Genomic DNA, 18,800 nt, shown 5'->3' with positions numbered 1-18,800 from the left:
TCACCAAGCTCGCGATAACGTCGAGGCTTCAGCAACAGGGACGCTCCAATGCCCAGGTTCGACGTCGATGCTCTGGTTCATCCGGCGTTCTCGATCGTGCTGGGTTCCGACGGCTCCTTTGTGTTTGCCAATATCAACGAGGCACTGTGCGCCTTGACCGGCCTGACCAAGGCGATGGTCGTCGGGCGCACGGCGACGGAATTCGCCTGCGCGGAGGATGCCGCTGAGTTCGAAGACAACTACCGGCGTTGCTTCGCATCCCGAAAGGTCGAGGAATACGAGGAAACCACGCAGATGCCGCACGGCCGGCGCTGGTGGCGCACGACGCTCACACCCGTTCTCGACGAGCAGGGCCGCATGGTCGAGATCCTGGGACTGTGCACCGACATCACGGCGCGCAAGCTGGCCGAGACCGAGTTGCACTCGGCAGCCTTCTCGGATCCCCTGACCGGCGTCGGCAACCGGCGTCGCTTCGACCGCGACCTCGATCATGCGATGGGACGGGCGGCGGCGACGCGCAAGCCGTTCTCGATCATCGTGGCCGATCTCGACCGGTTCAAGTCGATCAACGATCGCTTCGGCCACGGAACCGGGGACGAGGTCCTGCGCCAGGCGGCCCAGCGCCTGCGCCAGGGGATGCGGGAGAGCGACCAGTTGGCGCGGATCGGCGGCGACGAGTTCACCGCGATCGTGTCGGCGGCCACCACGGGCGCCGTCGCGGTGACCATGGAGCGGATCCAGCGCCAGTTCAGGACGACCCTAGCCTGCGGCGGCATCGCGGTGCCGCTGACCGTCAGTCTGGGGGCCGCGACATGGGCGGCCGGAATCAGCGCGACCGAGTTGCTCGCCGCGGCGGACGGCGCGATGTATGCGAGCAAGCGGCAGGCCGCGGGGTAGCGCGGGGCGCCCTGCCGGGCACGGCCTGCGCCGCGCCGATCATGCCCCTTCGAGGGCTGGGCCCTGGCCCGCCGTCAGGCCCGCTCCCACACCTCGCGCGCCGCGGGCAGGTCGGCGAGCGGTGCCTGCGGACGCGGCCCGATCTGTCCGATGATGTGACCCGCCGCGACCGCGCCCAGGCGGGCCGATCGCGCATGATTGAGGCCGGCCGTGTAGCTGCGCAGGAAGCCGGCCGCGAACAGATCGCCCGCCCCGGTGGTGTCCACCACCGGATCCACGCGGGTGGCCGGATAGCTGACCGCCTGCCCGCCCTCGACGACCGTGCAGCCCTGGGCGCCGCGCGTGACGATCGCGATGCGGCGCGCGTCGCGCCCGATGCGCGCGACGGCGTCGTCGAAGTCCTCGGTCTCGTAAAGCGCCAACGCCTCGGCCTCGTTCGAGAACACAATATCCACGGTTCCCGAGCGCATCAGTTCGAGGAACTCGCTCCGGTAGCGGTGGACACAGAAGGCGTCGGACAGGGTCATCGCGACCTCGCGGCCGTGCGCGTGCGCGAAGCCGGCGGCGCGCAGGATCGCATCCTTGGCGCGCGGCGGATCCCAGAGATAGCCCTCGAAATAGGTCACGCGGGCGCTGGCCACCGTGGCCTCGTCGACATCCTCGGGTCCGAGCTCGGTGCACGCCCCCAGATGGGTGTTCATGGAGCGCTCGCCATCGGGCGTCACGAGGATCATCGAGCGGGCCGTAGGCGGACCGCCGGCAGGTAGCGGCGGCGTGCGGTAGCCCACGCCCAGCGATCGGATGTCGTGCGTGAAGATCTGGCCCAGCTGGTCCTCGGCGACCTTGCCGATATAGGCGCCCGTGCCGCCCAGCGAGACAAGACCCGCCACCGTGTTGCCAGCCGAGCCGCCCGACATCTCGATCGCCGGCCCCATGGCATCGTAGATCGCCGAGGCCCGGGCCGCGTCCACCAGCGTCATCGCCCCCTTCTCGATCGCGTTGTCGGCCAGGAAGCCGTCGTCGGTCCGCGCCAGGATGTCGACGATCGCGTTGCCGATCGTCAGGAGGTCGATGGTGGGGTTCAAGAGCTGTGTCCCGATGAACGGTGAGGGTCGGACCGGCCGGCGGCCTGCGATCCCATTCGCTCTACAGGAGCAGGCCTGCGCATCAAACCCGAAACGCGACCGCTTGCCGTCGGGCGGGTCGCCTCCCACCTCCCGCCGTGACGACGATCGGAGGGTTTCCGGCTCATGATCTTGACGAGTGCCCTTGGGGCTCTTCGCGACCTGTTCAGGCCCGAGTTGCGGGGCGTCTTCTGGAAGGCGCTCGGCCTGACGGCCCTGGTGCTCGTCGCGCTGTGGTTCGCCGTGCGCTGGCTGTTCGCCAGCGAGATCATTCCCTTCTTCGCGCGGTTTTCGCCCGACATGCCGGCATGGATCGATAATGCCGAGGGGTTTGCGGCCTTTGCGGCAGGGCTGCTTCTTGCGTTGCTTCTCGCCTTCCTGATCGCGCCGGTCAGCGCGGTGATCGCGGGACTGTTTCTCGACGACGCGGCCGACGTCGTGGAGCGCGAGGCCGGCCTGCCGCCCGGCCGGGCGCTTCCCTTCGTGCGGGGCCTCACGCTGTCGGTGCGCTTCTTCGGCATCGTGATCCTCGGCAACCTCCTGGCCTTCGCCCTGCTTCTGGTGCCGGTGGTCAACCTCGGCGCCTTCTTCGTGATCAACGGCTATCTTCTGGGTCGCGAGTATTTCGAGTTCGCGGCGCTGCGCTACCACTCCGAGGAGGCCGTGCGGGCGCTGCGGGCCCGTCATGGCCCCCGGGTCTTCCTGGCGGGGCTTCTCCTGGCCGCCTTCCTGGCGGTGCCGATCCTCAACCTTCTCACGCCGCTGTTCGCCGCCTCGCTGATGGTCCGGCTGCACGGTCGCATCGCGCGGCGCGACCGGTTGGAACTGGCGCCACCAGGCGATACGGCTGCGCTCTTGCGGTCCGCTAGCCGCCCGGACGCTTTGCGCCCGGCGGCAGGGGCTGGGGGCCCGGCGGGGCATCGGGAAGCGTGACGAGCGAGGCGGGGATCTCGCACCATCGCTCGTCCGCGCGGCACAGATCGGCGATCACGCAGGACGGGCAGTCGGGCTTGCGGGCCTTGCACACGAAGCGTCCGTGCAGGATCAGCCAATGATGGGCGTGGCGCAGGAAGCCGTCCGGAATGATGCGCAGGAACCCCTCCTCCACCTGTTCCGGCGTCTTGCCCGGGGCGAGCTTCAACCGGTTGCCGAGGCGCAGGATATGGGTGTCGACCGCCAGCGTCTCGCGGCCGAAGGCGGTGTTCAGGATGACGCTGGCCGTCTTGCGGCCCACCCCCGGCAGCGCCTCGAGGCTCGCCCGGTCCTCCGGCACCTCGCCGCCATGCTGATCCCGCAGGATCTCCGACAGGCGCTGGACGTTGCGCGCCTTGGTGCGGAAGAAGCCGACGTTGCGGATGATGTCGCGGATCGTGTCCTCGCCGAGCGCGGCCATGGCGGCGGGGTTGTCCGCCCTGCGGAAGAGCTCGCGCGTGGCGCGGTTCACCCCCATGTCCGTCATCTGCGCCGACAGCACCACGGCGACCAGCAGCGTGAACGTGTTGCTGTGCTCCAGCTCCGAGGTCGGGTTCGGACGCTGCACGGCAAGGCGCCGGAAGATCTCCGCGATCGCGTCCGCGGTGTAGGGGATCGGCGGATGGGTCCGACGCGCCCGGCTGCCCGTCGCCTTTGCGGCCCTCGTGCCCGCCTTTCGGCCGGCGGAGGTCGCCTTTGCCGGCGCCTGTGCGGTGACCGCCGGGCTGCTACCCTTGGCCGCGCGTCGTCTCGGACCCTTGCGTTCGGGATCGGGGGGCGCTTGTGTCACGAAACCGCCTCCGGTCCTGGTCTGATGGGTCGGTGGCTATGAAGCGAATCTTGGCAAACGAGGCAAGGCCCGTGAACCCCGGCTTCCCCCCATCCGAGACGGCCGACGAGACCATGGCGGCGGACCGGCCGCTGTTCGAGGCGATGCTGACGCCCTACCGCTCGCTCGGCCGGCGCGGCTTCAACACGGTGATGCTGCTCGTCGGGCTCACGAGCCTCGCGTCGGGCATCGTCTTCGTGTCCAACGGCGCCTGGCCGATCATGGGCTTCTTCGGGCTCGACGTCCTGCTTCTGTGGCTGGCCTTCCGCGCGAGCTACCGTTCGGCGCGCGCGCGCGAGGAGGTGCGCGTGTCCCGCACCGAGCTTGCGATTCGCAAGATCTCGCCTGCCGGGCAGGTCCGCGAGGCGCGCTACAATCCGTTCTGGACGCGGTTCCACGTCGACCGGCACGAGGAGATCGGCGTGACGCGGATGGCCGTCACCGGACGGGGCCGCACCACCGAGATCGGCGCTTTTCTGAACCCGGTCGATCGGGAAAGCTTCGCGGAAGCGTTCGGGCAAGCGCTGGCCGAGGCCAAGCGCAGCTGAGAGCGGCGGGCGAGGTTGCTTCCGCTCGCCTTCCCCCACCGGATCTGCCAGAAGCGGCGCCATGACCGCGCGCGCCACCTTGCCCCTCGCCCATATCCTTCTCGCGCTGGCGGTGGTGGGCATCTGGGGCACCAACTTCGTGGTGATCCGCGTCGGCCTCGACCATTGGCCGCCCTTCCTGTTCGGCGCGCTGCGCTTCACGCTCGCCGCGCTGCCGCTCGTGTTCTTCGTGCCGCGCCCGCGCGTGCCCTGGCGGGTGCTGGCGGCCTACGGCGTCCTGATCGGCTCGGGTCAGTTCGCGCTCCTGCTCTTCGCCATGCAGGGCCATATCTCGCCCGGCCTCGCCTCGCTCGTGCTCCAGTGCCAGGTCTTCTTCACGATCGGGCTGGCGCTCGCGATCTCGGGCGAGCGGGTGCGCCTCTACCAGATCGGCGCGCTGCTTCTGGCGGCGTCCGGCATCGCGGTGATCGCGCGCCACACCGACGGCGCGACCACGCCGCTCGGCCTGTCGCTGTGTGTTCTCGGCGCGTTCTGCTGGGCCTGCGGCAACATCGTGGCCAAGCAGGCCCGTATCGCGAACCTCCTCCATTTTGTGGTCTGGTCGAGCCTGTTTTCGGCGCCGCCCCTCCTTGCGCTCGCGCTCGTGTTCGAGGGCCCGCGGATCGTCGGGTCGAGCCTCGTCACCGCCGACCTCGGCGACTGGGGCACGCTTCTCTGGCAGACGGTCGGCAACACGCTCTTCGGCTATTCGGCTTGGGGCTGGCTTCTGTCGCGACATCCGGCCGCCCTGGTCACGCCCATGGCGCTGCTCGTGCCGGTCTTCGGCATGGGTGCCTCGACGCTGCTGCTCGGCGAACCGTTGCAGCCGTGGAAGCTCGCGGCCGCCGGACTCGTCATGAGCGGCCTCGTGATCGGCTTGCTTCTGCCGCGCTTCGTGCCGGCGCGCGCCTGACGGAAAACGGGTGGCGGTCCGGCCTAGCGCCCGAGCATAGTGGCGCGACACCGTTCGCACCGAGGGCCGTGACCATGACGCTCCAGTTCACCGATCCGGCTGCCGGCACGCCGTTGGAGGCGCTCGCCCCGCAAGACGACTACGAGATCGTCCGCCGCACGCTGGAATTCACGTCCGAGCGCTATCGCCGGCAGCCGACGCTCGCCGAGACCGCGCGCGCGGTGCGTGTCGGCGAGGCCCATCTCGAGGCCGTGTTCCGCCGCTGGGCGGGTCTCAGCCCGAAGGCCTTCCTGCAGGCGGTGACGATCGACCACGCGCGACGCCTGCTCGGCCAGGGCCTGCCGCTCCTCGACGCCGCGCACGAGGTCGGTCTGAGCGGCCCCTCGCGCCTTCACGATCTGTTCGTGCGCTTCGAGGCGATGAGCCCGGGCGCGCACAAGGAACGCGGCGCCGGGCTGGAGATCACCTACGGCTTCGCCGACGGTCCCTTCGGGCGCACGCTCGTCTTGTGGACGGACCGGGGCCTGGCGGGCATCGGCTTCTCGGACAGCGAGCATGGCGGCGACGAGGGAGCGCTCCGCGACATGCTCGGCCGCTGGCCGGCCGCCCGAAGCCGGCGCGACGACACGGAGGCCAGGCTCTGGGTCGCGCGGGTCTTCGAGCCCGCGGCCTGGCGCGCCGAGGCACCGCTGCGCATCGTCCTGATCGGCACGAACTTCGAGGTCCGGGTCTGGGAGCGATTGCTGGCCGTGCCGCTTGGAGAGGCCACGACCTATGGACGGCTGGCCGCCGAGATCGGCAGCCCGAAGGCGGCGCGGGCCGTCGGCGCGGCGGTCGGGCGCAACCCGATCTCGTTCGTGGTGCCCTGCCACCGCGCCATGGGATCGACCGGCGCGCTGACCGGCTATCATTGGGGACTGACGCGCAAGCGCGCCATGCTCGGATGGGAGTTCGCGCTCGCGCGGCCGGCCGCTGCGACCCGCCCCTGATGCGCTACTGGAGGTAGCGCTCCGCGAGGCGCGCCCAGAGCGCGGCGCCCACGGTCAGCGAGGCGTCGGCAAAATCGTACTTCGCGTTGTGCAGCATGGCGGAATGGACGCCGTTGCCGAGCCGCAGGAACGAGCCCGGCTTGTGCTCCAGGAAGTAGGCGAAGTCCTCGCTGCCGGGGATCAGGGCGCAGGTCGACACGCTCGCCTCCCCGACCAGTTCGGTGGCGACCTCGCGGGCAAACGCCGTCTCGGCCTCCGCGTTCACCACGACGGGATAGCCGTGCTGGTAGTCGATCTCGACGCTCGCGCCGTAGCCCGCGGCATGCGACGTGGCGAGGTCGCGTATGCGCGTTTCCAGAAGCGTGCGCACGGCGGGATCGAACGAGCGCACGCTGAGAAGGAGGCGGGCCGTGTCGGGAATGACGTTGCTGGCCTCTCCGGCATGGATCGCGCCCACCGTGACGACCGCGGTCTGCGTCGGATCGACCGAGCGCGACACCACGGTCTGCAGCGCCATGACGAGCGAGCACGCGACCATCACGGGATCGATCGAGAGGTGGGGCCGCGAGGCGTGACCGCCCTTGCCGCGCACCGTGATCGCGACTGTGTCGCCAGCGGCCATGATCGGCCCGGCGCGCGTGAGGATATGCCCCTCCGGTGCGCCGGGATGGTTGTGGAGGCCGAAGATCGCGTCGAAGGGAAAGCGCTCGAGCAGCCCGTCCTCGATCATAGCGCGGGCGCCGCTGGGGTTCCCGCCCTCCTCGGCCGGCTGGAAGATGAGGTTCACGGTTCCCGAGAAGCGCCGCGTGCGAGCCAGGTATTCGGCCGCGCCGAGCAGCATGGTCGTATGGCCGTCGTGGCCGCAGGCATGCATGCGGCCGGGAACCCGGCTCGCGTAGGGAAGCCCGGTCTCCTCGGTGATCGGCAGGGCATCCATATCAGCGCGGATGGCGATGGAACGCTCGCCCGAGCCGCTGCGGAGCCGCGCGACGACACCGTGGCCGCCGATCCCGCGCACCACCTCGTAGCCCCACGCCTCGAGCTTGCCTGCCACGAAGGCCGCCGTTTCCCGCTCGTCGTAGGACAGCTCGGGATGGGCATGCAGATGACGGCGCGTAGCGGTGAGGTCGTCGCGTGCGGCCTCGAAGTCCTTGAGGCGGGCGAAATCGTTGGATCGGGACATGAAAGGCTTTCGAGGCGACGACCCCGCCCGCATGGCGGGGCGTCGGCAGGGATCAGATGAAACGACCGAGGAAGGCGCGGGTGCGGGGGTGCTGCGGGTTGCCGAGAACGGCCTCGGGCGGTCCCTCTTCCACGATATGGCCGCCGTCCATGAACACCACGCGGTCGGCCGCCTCGCGGGCGAAGCCGATCTCGTGGGTCACCACGATCATGGTCATGCCGCGACCGGCCAGATCGCGCATGGTGGCGAGCACCTCGCCGACGAGTTCGGGATCGAGCGCCGAGGTCGGCTCGTCGAACAGCATGAGGCGCGGGCGGATGGCGAGGGCGCGAGCGATCGCGACGCGCTGCTGCTGGCCGCCGGACAGTTGCGCGGGGTAGCTGTCGGCCTTGGCGCCCAGACCGACGCGATCCAGAAGCTCGCGGGCATGCCGGACGGCCTCGGCCCGGCGCTCGCCATGGACGCCGATCGGCGCCTCGATGATGTTTTCCAGCGCCGTCATGTGCGGGTAGAGGTTGAACTGCTGGAACACCATGCCGATCCGGCGGCGCTGCAGCGTGGTCGCCCGCTCGCTGAGCGCTTCGAGCCGGCCGCGATGCCAGCGGTAGCCGATCTGCTCGCCGTCCACCTCGATCGAGCCGCGATCGATGGCTTCAAGGTGGTTGAGGCAGCGCAGGAAGGTCGACTTGCCCGATCCCGAGGGTCCGAGGATCACCACGGTCTCGCCCGGCGCGACGTCAAGGTCGATGCCTTTCAAGACCTCCAGCCGGTCGAAGGCCTTGTGGACGTTGCGCGCGCGAACCACGGGTTCGACGGCGGCGGGGGACGCGGCGAGCGCGCTCATGGGCGGGTCTCCGCGATCGCGAGGGAGGGCGTGGTGGCGCTCGGCTCCGGCGCTGCGGCGCGGCGCGCGGCGCTGCGGCCGACGCCCCGGGCGTAGTAGCGCTCGATATAGCCCTGCCCGACGTTCAGCACCGAGGTGATCAGGAGATACCAGACCACGGCGACCAAGAGCATCGGCACGATCTCGAAGGTGCGGTTGTAGATCGACTGCACGGAGTAGAGGAGATCGGCCATCGCGATCACGCTGACGAGCGAGGTTGCCTTGATCATCGAGATCAGCTGGTTGCCGGTGGGCGGCACGATGGAGCGCATCGCCTGCGGGATGATGATGCGACGCAGGGCCCGGCCCTTCGTCATGCCGAAGGCGGCCGCCGTCTCGGCCTGACCCTTGTCCACCGACAGGAGGCCGCCCCGGATGATCTCCGCCATGTAGGCCGCCTCGTTCAACGCCAGGCCGACGATCGCCGCCGTGATCGGGGTGATCAGGTCGTTGGTGTCCCACGAGGCGAAGGTCGGGCCGAACGGGATCCCGATCGAGATCGTCGGGAACAGGGTCGAGAGGTTATACCAGAAGATCAGCTGGACCAGCAGCGGCGTGCCGCGGAAGAACCAGATGAAGAGCCCCGCGAAGCCCGTCGCCAGACGGTCGCCCGACAGGCGCATGACGGCCAGCGCGAGCCCAAGCGCCACGCCGATCAGCATCGCCACCACGGTCAGCCAGAGCGTGACGCTGAGCCCCTGCATGACGGTCGGATCGAAGAACCAGTGCGCGACCACTGGCCAGCCGAAATTCTCGTTGCGGGCGACCACCACCACGGCGTTGACGGCGATCAGCAGCACGAGCGCCCAAAGGGCGAGGCGGCCGACCGGGAACGGGCGGTGGGCTTGCGAGACGTCGCGCGACGAGGGGTCGGCCAGCGGCGGGGAGGAGACGCGGCGGCTCACTTCGGCAGGTCCCCGCCAAGGTTGATGCCGGGCTCCTTGATCATGTTGTTCTCCAGGCCCCACTTGGTCATGATCGCCGCATAGGTGCCGTCGGCCATCAGGACCTTGAGGGCATCCAGAAGAAGCGGCCCGAGCGGCGAACCCTTGGCGACCACGGCGCCCTGGTAGATGTCCTCGAAGCCGTTCGAGGCGCCGACCCCCGCCAGTTCCAGCTGGCCGTTGGCCTGGGATACGAAGTAGGTGAGCGGGGCCTGCGAGGAGAAGAAGGCATCGGCGCGCTTGGAGCGGACCGCCAGGATCGAGCTCGGTTGGTCGGTGTAGGACTGCACCTCTACCGGCTCCTTGCCGCCCTCCTGGCAGATACGGCTCTGCGCCTGGATCACGCGCTCGGCCGATCCGCCCGCCATCACCGAGATGCGCTGGCCGCAGGCGGTATCGAGCGAGACGATGCCCTTCGGATTGCCTTTCTGGACGCCGAAGACCACGAACTCCTGCACCCAGTCCACGAAGTCGTTGGCAGCCTGCCGGCTCTTGTAGTCGCCGGTCGGGCCGAAGGCGAACTGGTAGCGTCCCGAGTTGACGCCCGCCAGCAGGGCCGGCAGGCCGCCCACCGTCGCGTGATCGATCCGGACGCCCAGAAGCGCGCCGAGCGCTTCGGACAGGTCGGCGCTCGCCCCGGTCATCTCGGTGCCGGTGACGATCTCGTAGGGCGGAAACGACCCGTTGTTGACCGAGATCATCTTGCCCGCCGCCCGGATCTCCTCGGGCAGGCGCGCCCGCAGGGCCTCGTCGACCTTCGGCATGGGAACGGAGGCGGCGTCCTGGGCGACCGCTTGTCCGATCCAGAGGACAGACAGGAGGGCGGCTGAGGCGGCGATATGACGTGTCATGCGCGGAGGCTCCTGGTTTGGCGACGGGATGCGCCGAAGGACGGGGTGGTCGGGATGGGGCGCGCGATCAGGCCGCGGCGCGTTGCGGGGCGATCAGCTCGTCGCCGCCCGGGAAGAGCTCGGCCGGCGACAGGAGGCGCGGCAGGATGCCCTGCGCGTGAAGCTCGGCGGCGAAGTCCGCGATCATGGGCTCGTTGGCGGCAAGACCGCTCCGGTTCCAGTCGGCCGGCAGGTCGCGCGATGAGCGGCTCAGCTCCTCGATGATCCAGGGCGTCGTGTCGGCGTACTTGCGGCGCTTGGCGAGCCACACGCGCTGGGACTCGTCGACGAGCTCGCTGAGCTCCGCCGCGACCCACGGGTGCTCGGCAAGGACCTCGGCCTTGACGCCCAGGAGATGCATGCCCGGCACGTAGCCGACATCGTGGAAGTAGTCGCGCTCGGCGGAGCGATAGTCGGCGACCACCTGCCGGAAGCCCGAATGCGGTCCAAAGAAGCCGTCCGGCATGAAGGGCGTGAACACGGCATCGAGCTCGCCTTCCGCCAGAAGCTCCATCATCGGCCGCTCGCCGGGCGCCGCTTCGATCCGTCCCGGGCGGCCGAAGCCGTCGAGGCGATCGGTGATCGGGTGGGCTTGGGTGAGCCGCCCGGCGAACCAGCGCGCGTCCTCGACACCCACGCCCTCGCGGCGAAGGGCGGCGCGGGTCCAGGTGTTGCCCGAGTCGCGCCAGCCGGTGACGCCGATGCGCTTGCCGCCGAGCTCGGCCAGCGAGCGCAACGGGCTGTGCTCGCTCGTGATCACGCAGCGGTGCCGGAAGCCGCGCATCACGAAGTTCGGCAGGCCGACGACGCTCGCATCGCCCTCGAAGCGCATCTGCGCGTAGCGGCTGAACGACATCTCGGCCGCGTCGAAGGCCGGCTCGCGGCCAAGGTGGGAGACCAGCGTTCCCACGCGCTCGACAGCTAGATCGAGGCGCGGCGAACGCACGTCACCGAGCGCCAAGGGGGTCAGATAGTCCCAGTCGCGGACGGCGAGGCGGAGCGTGACGGGCATGCGCGTTCTTTCTTCGGCAAGGTCTTTCCTCAAGGGCTAAATGTTCGGATAATCCCTATCAAATCGAATTTAGTACCTGAACATTAATTCCGGATCGTTTGATGAGCAAAACGGCATCTGCCTCGTGGTTTGCGGAAAAGATCGGCAACCGCACCATGAAGGGCATCGCGCAGGAGACCCGTTCCCTGATCCGCGTCGGCACCCTGCCGGTGGGAACCAAGCTTCCGGCGATCCGCGACCTTGCCTTCGAGCTCGGCGTCAGCCCCGCCACGATCTCGGAAGCGTGGAGCGATCTGCGACGCCAGAAGATCATCACCGGGCGGGGGCGCAACGGAACGTTCGTCAGCGCCGACAGCGTCGTGGCCAAGCCGGAGCGGCTGGCGAGCGCCGGGCACTACGGTCCGGACGTTCTGGACCTCTCGGTGGCAAGCCCCGACACGGCGCTGCTGCCGTCGCTCGCCGGCGCGCTCGCGCACGGCGCACGCGCCGAGGGCCTGAACAGCTACGAGCGCAACCGCATCCTGCCGGAGCTCGAGGAAGCCGTCCGGGAAAGCTGGCCCTACGATCCCGGCGCCTTCCTGGTGACCAATGGCGGCTACAACGCGGTCTATACGCTTCTTCACGCCCTGGTGCGGCCGGGGTCGGCGGTGGCGATCGAGGACCCGACCGCCATGCGCCTTCTCGACATCCTCGAGGATCTCGGCGTGGAAATCCTGCCCGTCGCCTGCGATGCGCAAGGTCCCCTGCCCGCCTCGCTGGCGAACGCGCTCGCCCGCAAGCCCGCCGCCTTCCTGTTTCAGCCCCGCCTTCATTCCGTAACGGGCCGCACGGTCAGCCGCGAACGCCTCGATGTCCTGGCGGGCGTTCTGGCCGGCACCAGCACGCTGATCGTCGAGGACGACGGCGTCGGCGACATCTCGACGGCTCCGCGGCAGACGCTGGGCGCGCGGTTTCCGGACCGGGTGATCCACATCCTGTCCTATTCCAAGACGCTCGGTCCCGACCTGCGGCTCGCGGTCCTGTCGAGCTCGGCGGCGATCGTCGAGGAGATCCAGTCCTACCGCTCCTTCAGCTCCGGCTGGACGAGCCGCATCCTCCAGGGCGCGACGGCTTGGCTCCTGCGCGATCCAGAAACGGAGGCGTGCCTAGCGCGGGCGCGCGCGATTTATCGGGAGCGGCGCGAGCGCGTCGCCGCGGCCCTGGAACGGGGCGGCATCCGGATCGAGCCGGCGGGAGACGGCCTTTGCGTGTGGATGCCGGTCGCATCCGAATCCTATGCGCTCGTCACGCTGGCTGCGCGCGGCATCGCAGTTCATGCGGGTGCGAAGTTCTCGGTCGCCCCGACCCCGTTCGTACGCGTCGCGACGGCCCGGCTGGCGGCGAACCATGAGAGGGTCGCCGACGCCCTGCGCACGGCCGCTCGCAGTTGAGCGGGGAGCCCGAGCGCTAGGGCGCGCCGGACCCGGCCTCGTCCTGGAACTCCAGGATCACGGCATCCACCAGAAGCGCGTCGCCGGGCGCGACGCGGATGGTGCCGACCGTCGCCGACTTCCCGGCTCGCAGGACGTTCTCCATCTTCATGGCCTCCACCGTCGCCAGCGGCTGACCTGCGGCGACCCGCTGCCCTTCCGCCACGTGAAGCGCCGTGAGCGTACCGGGCATGGGGCAGATCAGAAAACGCGAGAGATCGGGTGCCGGGCGCTGGATCATGTGGCGGCGCAGGTCCGCGACCCTCGGCTCCAGAACCGAGACGCGATGGCTGGCGCCCCCGGTCGTCAGCCGCCAACGTCCGCGCTCCCGGGCGACCCGCACCGTCGTCGTCGTGTCGCCGGTCCGGGCCATGCACAGCGCGGATCCGATCTCCCAGTCGATGCGCAGGGGCAACTCCACGCCGTCGATCCGCACGGCATCCGTGTCGACCTCGACGGCATGGGCGACATCGCCGAGCGTCACGTGCCATTGCTTCGGCGCGGCAAGGCTTGGACCCAGCTGTCCGCTGATCAGGCGATCGCGCTGGTTGAGGCGCGTCTGGAGGACGGCCGCGACGCCGGCCAGATGCCGCACGCCCTCGCGCGAGACGGGCGCGCCTGCGAAACCGTCCGGGTATTCCTCCGCAATGAAGCCGGTGGTGAGACGTCCCTCGCGGAAGCGTTCGTGCCGCATGAGAGCCGCGAGGAAATCGATGTTGTTGCCGACGCCCTCCAGCTCGAACCGGTCCAGCGCATCGGCCTGCCGGTCGATCGCCACCTGCCGCGTCGCGCCATGGGTGACGAGCTTGGCGATCATCGGATCGTAGAAGGGCGAGACCTCGCTTCCTTCCGCGACGCCGTCATCGACGCGCACGCCCGCCGCGGACGCGGGCGGACGATAGCGCGTCAGGCGGCCGGTGGACGGCAGGAAGCCGCGATAGGGATCCTCGGCATAGACACGCGTCTCGATCGCCCAGCCGTCGAGCCGCACGTCGTCCTGTCCGAACGCCAGCGTCTCGCCGGCGGCCACGCGGATCATCTGCTCCACGAGGTCGAGGCCGGTGACGAACTCGGTGACGGGATGCTCGACCTGGAGGCGCGTGTTCATTTCCAGGAAGTAGAAGCTCGCCCCCGTCGGGTCGGCGCCCGACACGATCAGCTCCACCGTTCCGGCGGAATGGTAGCCGACGGCCTTGGCGAGCGCGACCGCCTGCTCGCCCATGGCGCGGCGCATGGCCGGTGATACGAAGGGTGACGGGGCCTCCTCCACCACCTTCTGATGACGGCGCTGGATCGAGCATTCCCGCTCGCCGAGGTGGAGCACCGTGCCGTGCCGGTCGCCCAGCACCTGGATCTCGATATGGCGCGGGCTCTCGATGAAGCGCTCGATGAAGACGCGGTCGTCGCCGAAGCTCGCCTGGCCCTCGCGGCGCACGGCATCGAAGCCTTCGCGCAGCTCCGCCTCGCTCCAGGCCAGGCGCATGCCCTTGCCGCCGCCGCCCGCCGAGGCCTTCATCATCACGGGATAGCCGATCTCGCTCGCGATGCGGGCTGCCTCGTCGGTGGTCTCGATCTCGCCGAGGTGGCCCGGCACGACGTTGACGCCGGCCGCGGCCGCCAGCTTCTTGGACTGGATCTTGTCGCCCATCGCCGCGATCGCGTCCGCCGAGGGACCGACGAAGACGATGCCGGCCGCCTCGCAGGCCCGCGCGAAGCTTTCGCGCTCCGACAGGAAGCCATAGCCGGGATGGATGGCATCGGCCCCCGTCTCCTTCGCCGCGGCCAGGATGAGGTCGGCCCGCAGATAGCTGTCGGCGGCGGGCGCGGGCCCGAGGCGCACCGCCTCGTCGGCCAGGAGGACGTGGGGCGCACCCGTGTCGGCGTCGGAATAGACCGCGACCGTCGCCAGCCCCATGCGCCGGGCGGTGCGCATGATGCGGCACGCGATCTCGCCCCGATTGGCGACCAGGATCTTCTGAAACACGACTGTCTCCGGATCTATTCGGCGGCGTCCTCGCCGACGGGGGGCATGTTGTGGCCGAGAAGGCGCAGCACCTCGGCCGCCGCATCCACGAGGTTGGTGCCGGGTCCGAAGATGGCCTGGACGCCGGCGCGGCGCAGCAGGTCGTAGTCCTGCGCCGGGATGACCCCACCGGCGATCACGCGGATATCGGCGCGCCCGGCCTGCGCCAGACAGCGGACGAGTTCGGGGATCAACGTCTTGTGGCCGGCCGCGAGCGACGACACGCCCACGATGTCGACCTCGCGCTCCACCGCCGTCGCGGCGGTCTCCGCCGGCGTCTGGAACAGGGGTCCCGAGACGATCTCGAAGCCGAGGTCGCCGAAGGCCGAGGCGACGAGGTTCGCACCCCGGTCATGCCCGTCCTGACCCATCTTGGCGATCAGGATGCGCGGTCGGCGACCCAGGCGTCGCTCCGTGGCGGCGACGGCGCCGGTCAGGCGCGTCCAGCGGGCATCCTCGCCGTAGGCGCCGCCGTAGACGCCCGCGACCGGGGCCGGTCGTGTATCGTAGCGTCCGAACACGTCCTCCATCGCCGACGAGATCTCGCCGAGCGTGCAGCGCGCGCGGGCTGCCTCGACCGCGAGCTCCAGGAGATTGCCGGTGCCGCTCGCCCCCTCGCGAAGGGCATCAAGCGCCCGGTTCGCGGCTTCCGGATCGCGTGCCGCCTTCACGGCCGCGATGCGCCGCACCTGCGCCTCGCGCACCGCGACGTTGTCGACGTCGAGGATCTCGATCGGCGCCTCGCCGTTCAAGCGAAACTTGTTGACCCCGACCACGACGTCCTCGCCCCGGTCGACCCGGGCGGCCCGCGCTGCCGACGCCGCCTCGATCATCGCCTTCGGCCAGCCGTCGGCAACGGCCCGGGACATGCCGCCCTCGCGCTCGATCCGCTGGATCAGCTTCCACGCGCCGTCCACGAGCGCCTTGGTCAGGCTCTCCACGTAGTAGGAGCCGCCCAGCGGGTCGACGACGCGGGTCATGCCCGTTTCCTCCTGGAGGACGAGCTGCGTGTTGCGGGCGATGCGCGCCGAATGGTCGGTCGGCAGCGCGATCGCCTCGTCGAGCGCGTTGGTATGAAGGGACTGCGTGCCGCCGAGCATCGCCGCCATCGCCTCGATCGTGGTGCGGATGACGTTGTTGGTCGGATCCTGCTCGGTGAGCGAGACGCCGGATGTCTGGCAGTGCGTGCGCAGCATCTTGGAGCGCTCGTCGCGCGCGCCGAGCGCGGTCATCGCGCGGTGCCACAGGATGCGGGCGGCGCGGAGCTTGGCGATCTCCATGAAGAAGTTCATGCCGATCGCGAAGAAGAACGACAGGCGCGGCGCGAAGCGGTCGATGTCGAGGCCCGACGCGATGCCGGAGCGCACGTATTCCATACCGTCGGCGATCGTGAAGGCGAGTTCCTGGAGCTGCGTCGCCCCGGCCTCCTGCATGTGGTAGCCCGAGATCGAGATCGAGTTGAAGCGCGGCATCTCGGCGGCCGTGTAGCGGAAGATGTCGGAGACGATCCGCATGGAGGGTTCGGGCGGGTAGATGTAGGTGTTGCGGACCATGAACTCCTTGAGGATGTCGTTCTGGATGGTCCCCTCGAGCCGGGCGCGCGGCACGCCCTGCTCCTCGCCCGCCACGATAAAGAAGGCGAGCACCGGGATCACCGCCCCGTTCATGGTCATCGACACCGACATCTCGCCGAGCGGGATGCCGTCGAAGAGGATGCGCATGTCCTCCACCGTGTCGATCGCCACCCCCGCCTTGCCGACGTCGCCCGTCACGCGCGGATGGTCGGAATCGTAGCCCCGGTGCGTGGCGAGGTCGAAGGCGACCGACAGTCCCTTTTGCCCCGCGGCGAGGTTGCGCCGGTAGAAGGCGTTCGACTCCTCGGCCGTCGAGAAGCCCGCATATTGCCGGATCGTCCAGGGGCGCCCGGCATACATCGTGGCCTTCACGCCGCGCCCAAACGGGGCGAAGCCCGGCAGGCCGGGGTCCCACCCCGCCGTGTCCTCGGCCGAGTAGAGCGGCTTGACGGCGATGCCCTCCGGGGTGTGCCAGGTCAGGTCGCGCTCCCCTGTCTCCTTGGCCGCGAGCGCCTTCCAGTCCTCAATGTCCGGCACGGGACGCCTCCATCAGTTCCACGAGCACGCCGCCCATCTCGCGCGGGTGCAGGAAGACGACCCGCGTGCCGTGCGCGCCGAGACGTGGCTCGCCCAGGGGGCGCGCGCCCATGGATGCGGCATCGCGGATCGCCGCGTCGAGATCAGCCACCTCGAAGCAGAGATGGTGCTGACCGCCGGCCGGATTGCGGTCCAGAAAGGCGGCGATCGGCGAGGCGTCGCCGAGCGGCTCGATGAGTTCGATCTGTGTGTTAGGCGCATCGACGAAGCAGACGCGCACCCCTTGCGCGGGCAGATCGAAGCTGGCCCCCACCGCGCTCGGTCCGAACAGGCGCGCGTAGTGTTCCCGGGCGCGCGCCACCGAGGGCGTCGCCACGCCCACATGGTTCAAGCGTTCGAACATCGCAGGGCCTCCCCTCCCCAGGCGGTTCATAGCGGAATGTTGTCGTGCTTCTTCCACGGGTTCTCGAGCCGCTTGCCGCGCAGCTTGCGCAGGGCCAGCGCAATGCGTCGACGCGTGGAATGAGGCATGATCACCTCGTCGATGAAGCCCATCGAGGCCGCGACGAACGGATTGGCGAAGCGCTCCTCGTATTCGCGCGTGCGCGCGGCGATCTTGTCCGGATCGCCCGCATCCTGGCGGAAGATGATCTCCACCGCGCCCTTGGCGCCCATCACCGCGATCTCGGCGGTGGGCCAGGCGTAGTTGAGGTCGCCGCGCAGGTGCTTGGAGGCCATCACGTCGTAGGCGCCGCCATAGGCCTTGCGGGTGATGACCGTGATCTTCGGCACCGTCGCCTCGGCATAGGCGAACAGAAGCTTCGCCCCGTGCTTGATGATGCCGTTGTGCTCCTGCGCGACGCCCGGCAGGAAGCCCGGCACGTCCACGAAGGTCACGATCGGGATCTCGAAGGCATCGCAGAAGCGCACGAAGCGCGCCGCCTTCTTGGAGGCGTTGATGTCGAGAACGCCGGCCAGAACCAGAGGCTGGTTGGCGACGAAACCGACCGTGCGTCCCTCGATGCGACCGAAGCCGATCACGATATTGGCGGCGTGGTCGGGCTGCAGCTCGAAGAAGTCGCCCTCGTCCGCGACCTTCACGATCAGCTCGCGCATGTCGTAGGGCTTGTTGGAGGCCGCCGGCACCAGCGTATCGAGCGAGGGCTCCAGCCGCTCGGCAGGATCGAGCGTCGGACGCTCGGGCACGCCGGAGCGGTTGCTGGCCGGCAGGAAGTCGAAGAAGTCGCGCGTGGCGAGCAGCGCCTCCACGTCGTTCTCCAGCGCCATGTCGGCGACGCCCGAGCGCGTGGAATGGGTGCCCGCCCCGCCGAGATCCTCCTGCGAGACCTTCTCGCCCGTGACCGTCTTCACGACGTCGGGCCCGGTCACGAACATGTAGGACGAGTGCCGCACCATGAAGATGAAATCGGTCATGGCCGGCGAGTACACCGCGCCACCGGCGCAAGGGCCCATCACGAGGCTGATCTGCGGCACCACGCCCGACGCCAGCGCGTTGCGCTGGAAGACCTCGGCATAGCCCCCGAGCGAGGCGACGCCCTCCTGGATGCGGGCGCCGCCGGAATCGTTGAGACCAATGACCGGCGCCCCGACCCGCATCGCCGTGTCCATGATCTTGCAGATCTTGCCCGCGTGGCGCTCCGACAGGGAGCCGCCGAAGACCGTGAAGTCCTGGCTGAAGACGAAGACCAGCCGGCCGTTGATCGTGCCCGATCCCGTCACCACGCCGTCGCCGGGTATGCGCTGCTCGGCCATGCCGAAGTCGGCGCAGTTGTGCTCGACATACATGTCGAGCTCCTCGAAGCTGTCCTCGTCGAGCAGGATCTCGAGGCGCTCGCGAGCCGTCAACCGACCCTTCGCATGCTGCGCCTCCACACGCCGCGTCCCGCCGCCCGCCCGCGCCTCGGCGCGCTTGGCCTCGAGTTTGGCGAGGATCTCGATCATGCCCGGCTCCCG

The 18,800-nt window shown here is 69.6% G+C and carries 17 protein-coding genes; 6 read left to right on the top strand and 11 right to left on the bottom strand.

Annotated elements, in window-relative coordinates; translation table 11 throughout:
• Positions 1-48 precede the first annotated feature (48 nt).
• Positions 49-897, top strand: coding sequence for a sensor domain-containing diguanylate cyclase (locus BLQ76_RS07450; protein WP_090671141.1), 849 nt, complete (start codon positions 49-51; stop codon positions 895-897).
• Positions 898-971: 74 nt separating this feature from the next.
• Here BLQ76_RS07450 and BLQ76_RS07445 read toward each other — a convergent pair whose 3' ends face one another.
• Positions 972-1,982 (bottom strand): adenosine kinase, encoded by a 1,011-nt coding sequence (locus BLQ76_RS07445; RefSeq protein ID WP_244519511.1) that lies wholly within the window; start codon positions 1,980-1,982, stop codon positions 972-974.
• A gap of 165 nt (positions 1,983-2,147) precedes the next feature.
• Here BLQ76_RS07445 and BLQ76_RS07440 point away from each other — a divergent pair, with 165 nt between their 5' ends.
• Positions 2,148-2,954, top strand: a complete 807-nt coding sequence (locus BLQ76_RS07440; RefSeq protein ID WP_090671137.1) for a sulfate transporter family protein — start codon at positions 2,148-2,150, stop codon at positions 2,952-2,954.
• On the opposite strand, the gene nth is transcribed toward BLQ76_RS07440, so the two are convergent.
• Positions 2,887-3,783 carry an endonuclease III gene (gene nth / locus BLQ76_RS07435; RefSeq protein WP_090671133.1) on the bottom strand — a complete coding sequence of 299 codons (897 nt, stop codon included), beginning with the start codon at positions 3,781-3,783 and terminating at the stop codon, positions 2,887-2,889. The genes BLQ76_RS07440 and nth overlap by 68 nt on opposite strands.
• A gap of 113 nt (positions 3,784-3,896) precedes the next feature.
• On the opposite strand from nth, the gene BLQ76_RS07430 reads away from it, so the two are divergent.
• From BLQ76_RS07430 to BLQ76_RS07420, 3 genes are all read left to right on the top strand, one after another.
• A complete protein-coding gene (locus BLQ76_RS07430) occupies positions 3,897-4,370 on the top strand; it encodes a DUF2244 domain-containing protein (RefSeq protein ID WP_090671454.1) in 474 nt (157 codons plus the stop codon).
• A 61-nt stretch (positions 4,371-4,431) separates the two neighbouring features.
• Positions 4,432-5,322 carry an EamA family transporter gene (locus BLQ76_RS07425; protein ID WP_090671130.1) on the top strand — a complete coding sequence of 297 codons (891 nt, stop codon included), beginning with the start codon at positions 4,432-4,434 and terminating at the stop codon, positions 5,320-5,322.
• Positions 5,323-5,396: 74 nt separating this feature from the next.
• Entirely contained in the window at positions 5,397-6,311 is a 915-nt protein-coding gene (locus BLQ76_RS07420; protein WP_090671127.1) for a bifunctional helix-turn-helix domain-containing protein/methylated-DNA--[protein]-cysteine S-methyltransferase, read from the top strand.
• Between the two features lie 4 nt (positions 6,312-6,315).
• Here the strand turns inward: BLQ76_RS07420 and BLQ76_RS07415 are convergent, their stop codons facing one another.
• The 5 genes from BLQ76_RS07415 to BLQ76_RS07395 all read right to left on the bottom strand — a co-directional run bounded on the left by BLQ76_RS07415 (position 6,316) and on the right by BLQ76_RS07395 (position 11,223).
• Positions 6,316-7,494, bottom strand: a complete 1,179-nt coding sequence (locus tag BLQ76_RS07415) for a M20 aminoacylase family protein (protein ID WP_090671124.1) — start codon at positions 7,492-7,494, stop codon at positions 6,316-6,318.
• A gap of 52 nt (positions 7,495-7,546) precedes the next feature.
• Positions 7,547-8,338 (bottom strand): amino acid ABC transporter ATP-binding protein, encoded by a 792-nt coding sequence (locus BLQ76_RS07410; RefSeq protein ID WP_090671122.1) that lies wholly within the window; start codon positions 8,336-8,338, stop codon positions 7,547-7,549.
• Complete coding sequence (locus BLQ76_RS07405) at positions 8,335-9,282, bottom strand: amino acid ABC transporter permease (RefSeq protein WP_090671119.1); 948 nt, start codon at positions 9,280-9,282, stop codon at positions 8,335-8,337. Before BLQ76_RS07405 ends, BLQ76_RS07410 begins: the two co-directional genes overlap by 4 nt.
• Positions 9,279-10,172 (bottom strand): ABC transporter substrate-binding protein, encoded by an 894-nt coding sequence (locus BLQ76_RS07400; protein WP_090671116.1) that lies wholly within the window; start codon positions 10,170-10,172, stop codon positions 9,279-9,281. The genes BLQ76_RS07405 and BLQ76_RS07400 overlap by 4 nt, the downstream gene beginning before the upstream one ends.
• Positions 10,173-10,239: 67 nt before the next feature.
• Complete coding sequence (locus BLQ76_RS07395) at positions 10,240-11,223, bottom strand: substrate-binding domain-containing protein (RefSeq protein ID WP_090671114.1); 984 nt, start codon at positions 11,221-11,223, stop codon at positions 10,240-10,242.
• Positions 11,224-11,324: 101 nt separating this feature from the next.
• Between BLQ76_RS07395 and BLQ76_RS07390 the strand changes: the two genes are divergently transcribed.
• Positions 11,325-12,653 carry an aminotransferase-like domain-containing protein gene (locus BLQ76_RS07390; protein ID WP_090671112.1) on the top strand — a complete coding sequence of 443 codons (1,329 nt, stop codon included), beginning with the start codon at positions 11,325-11,327 and terminating at the stop codon, positions 12,651-12,653.
• 16 nt (positions 12,654-12,669) lie between these two features.
• Here the strand turns inward: BLQ76_RS07390 and BLQ76_RS07385 are convergent, their stop codons facing one another.
• The 4 genes from BLQ76_RS07385 to BLQ76_RS07370 are packed head-to-tail and all read right to left on the bottom strand — an operon-like array spanning position 12,670 to position 18,788.
• Positions 12,670-14,676 (bottom strand): acetyl-CoA carboxylase biotin carboxylase subunit, encoded by a 2,007-nt coding sequence (locus BLQ76_RS07385; RefSeq protein ID WP_090671110.1) that lies wholly within the window; start codon positions 14,674-14,676, stop codon positions 12,670-12,672.
• A gap of 14 nt (positions 14,677-14,690) precedes the next feature.
• The gene (scpA, locus tag BLQ76_RS07380) at positions 14,691-16,826 is read right to left on the bottom strand and encodes a methylmalonyl-CoA mutase (protein ID WP_090671107.1); all 2,136 of its coding nucleotides are present in this window, start codon (positions 16,824-16,826) and stop codon (positions 14,691-14,693) included.
• Positions 16,813-17,229, bottom strand: coding sequence for a methylmalonyl-CoA epimerase (gene mce, locus BLQ76_RS07375; RefSeq protein ID WP_090671104.1), 417 nt, complete (start codon positions 17,227-17,229; stop codon positions 16,813-16,815). Before mce ends, scpA begins: the two co-directional genes overlap by 14 nt.
• A 26-nt stretch (positions 17,230-17,255) precedes the next feature.
• Positions 17,256-18,788, bottom strand: a complete 1,533-nt coding sequence (locus tag BLQ76_RS07370) for an acyl-CoA carboxylase subunit beta (protein WP_090671451.1) — start codon at positions 18,786-18,788, stop codon at positions 17,256-17,258.
• Positions 18,789-18,800 lie beyond the last annotated feature (12 nt).

The sequence above is a fragment of the Aureimonas jatrophae genome (genome assembly GCF_900104035.1).
Lineage (GTDB): Bacteria > Pseudomonadota > Alphaproteobacteria > Rhizobiales > Rhizobiaceae > Aureimonas > Aureimonas jatrophae.
Note: the sequence above shows the minus strand (reverse complement) of the source record. Positions and strands in the feature narration are given on the sequence as shown.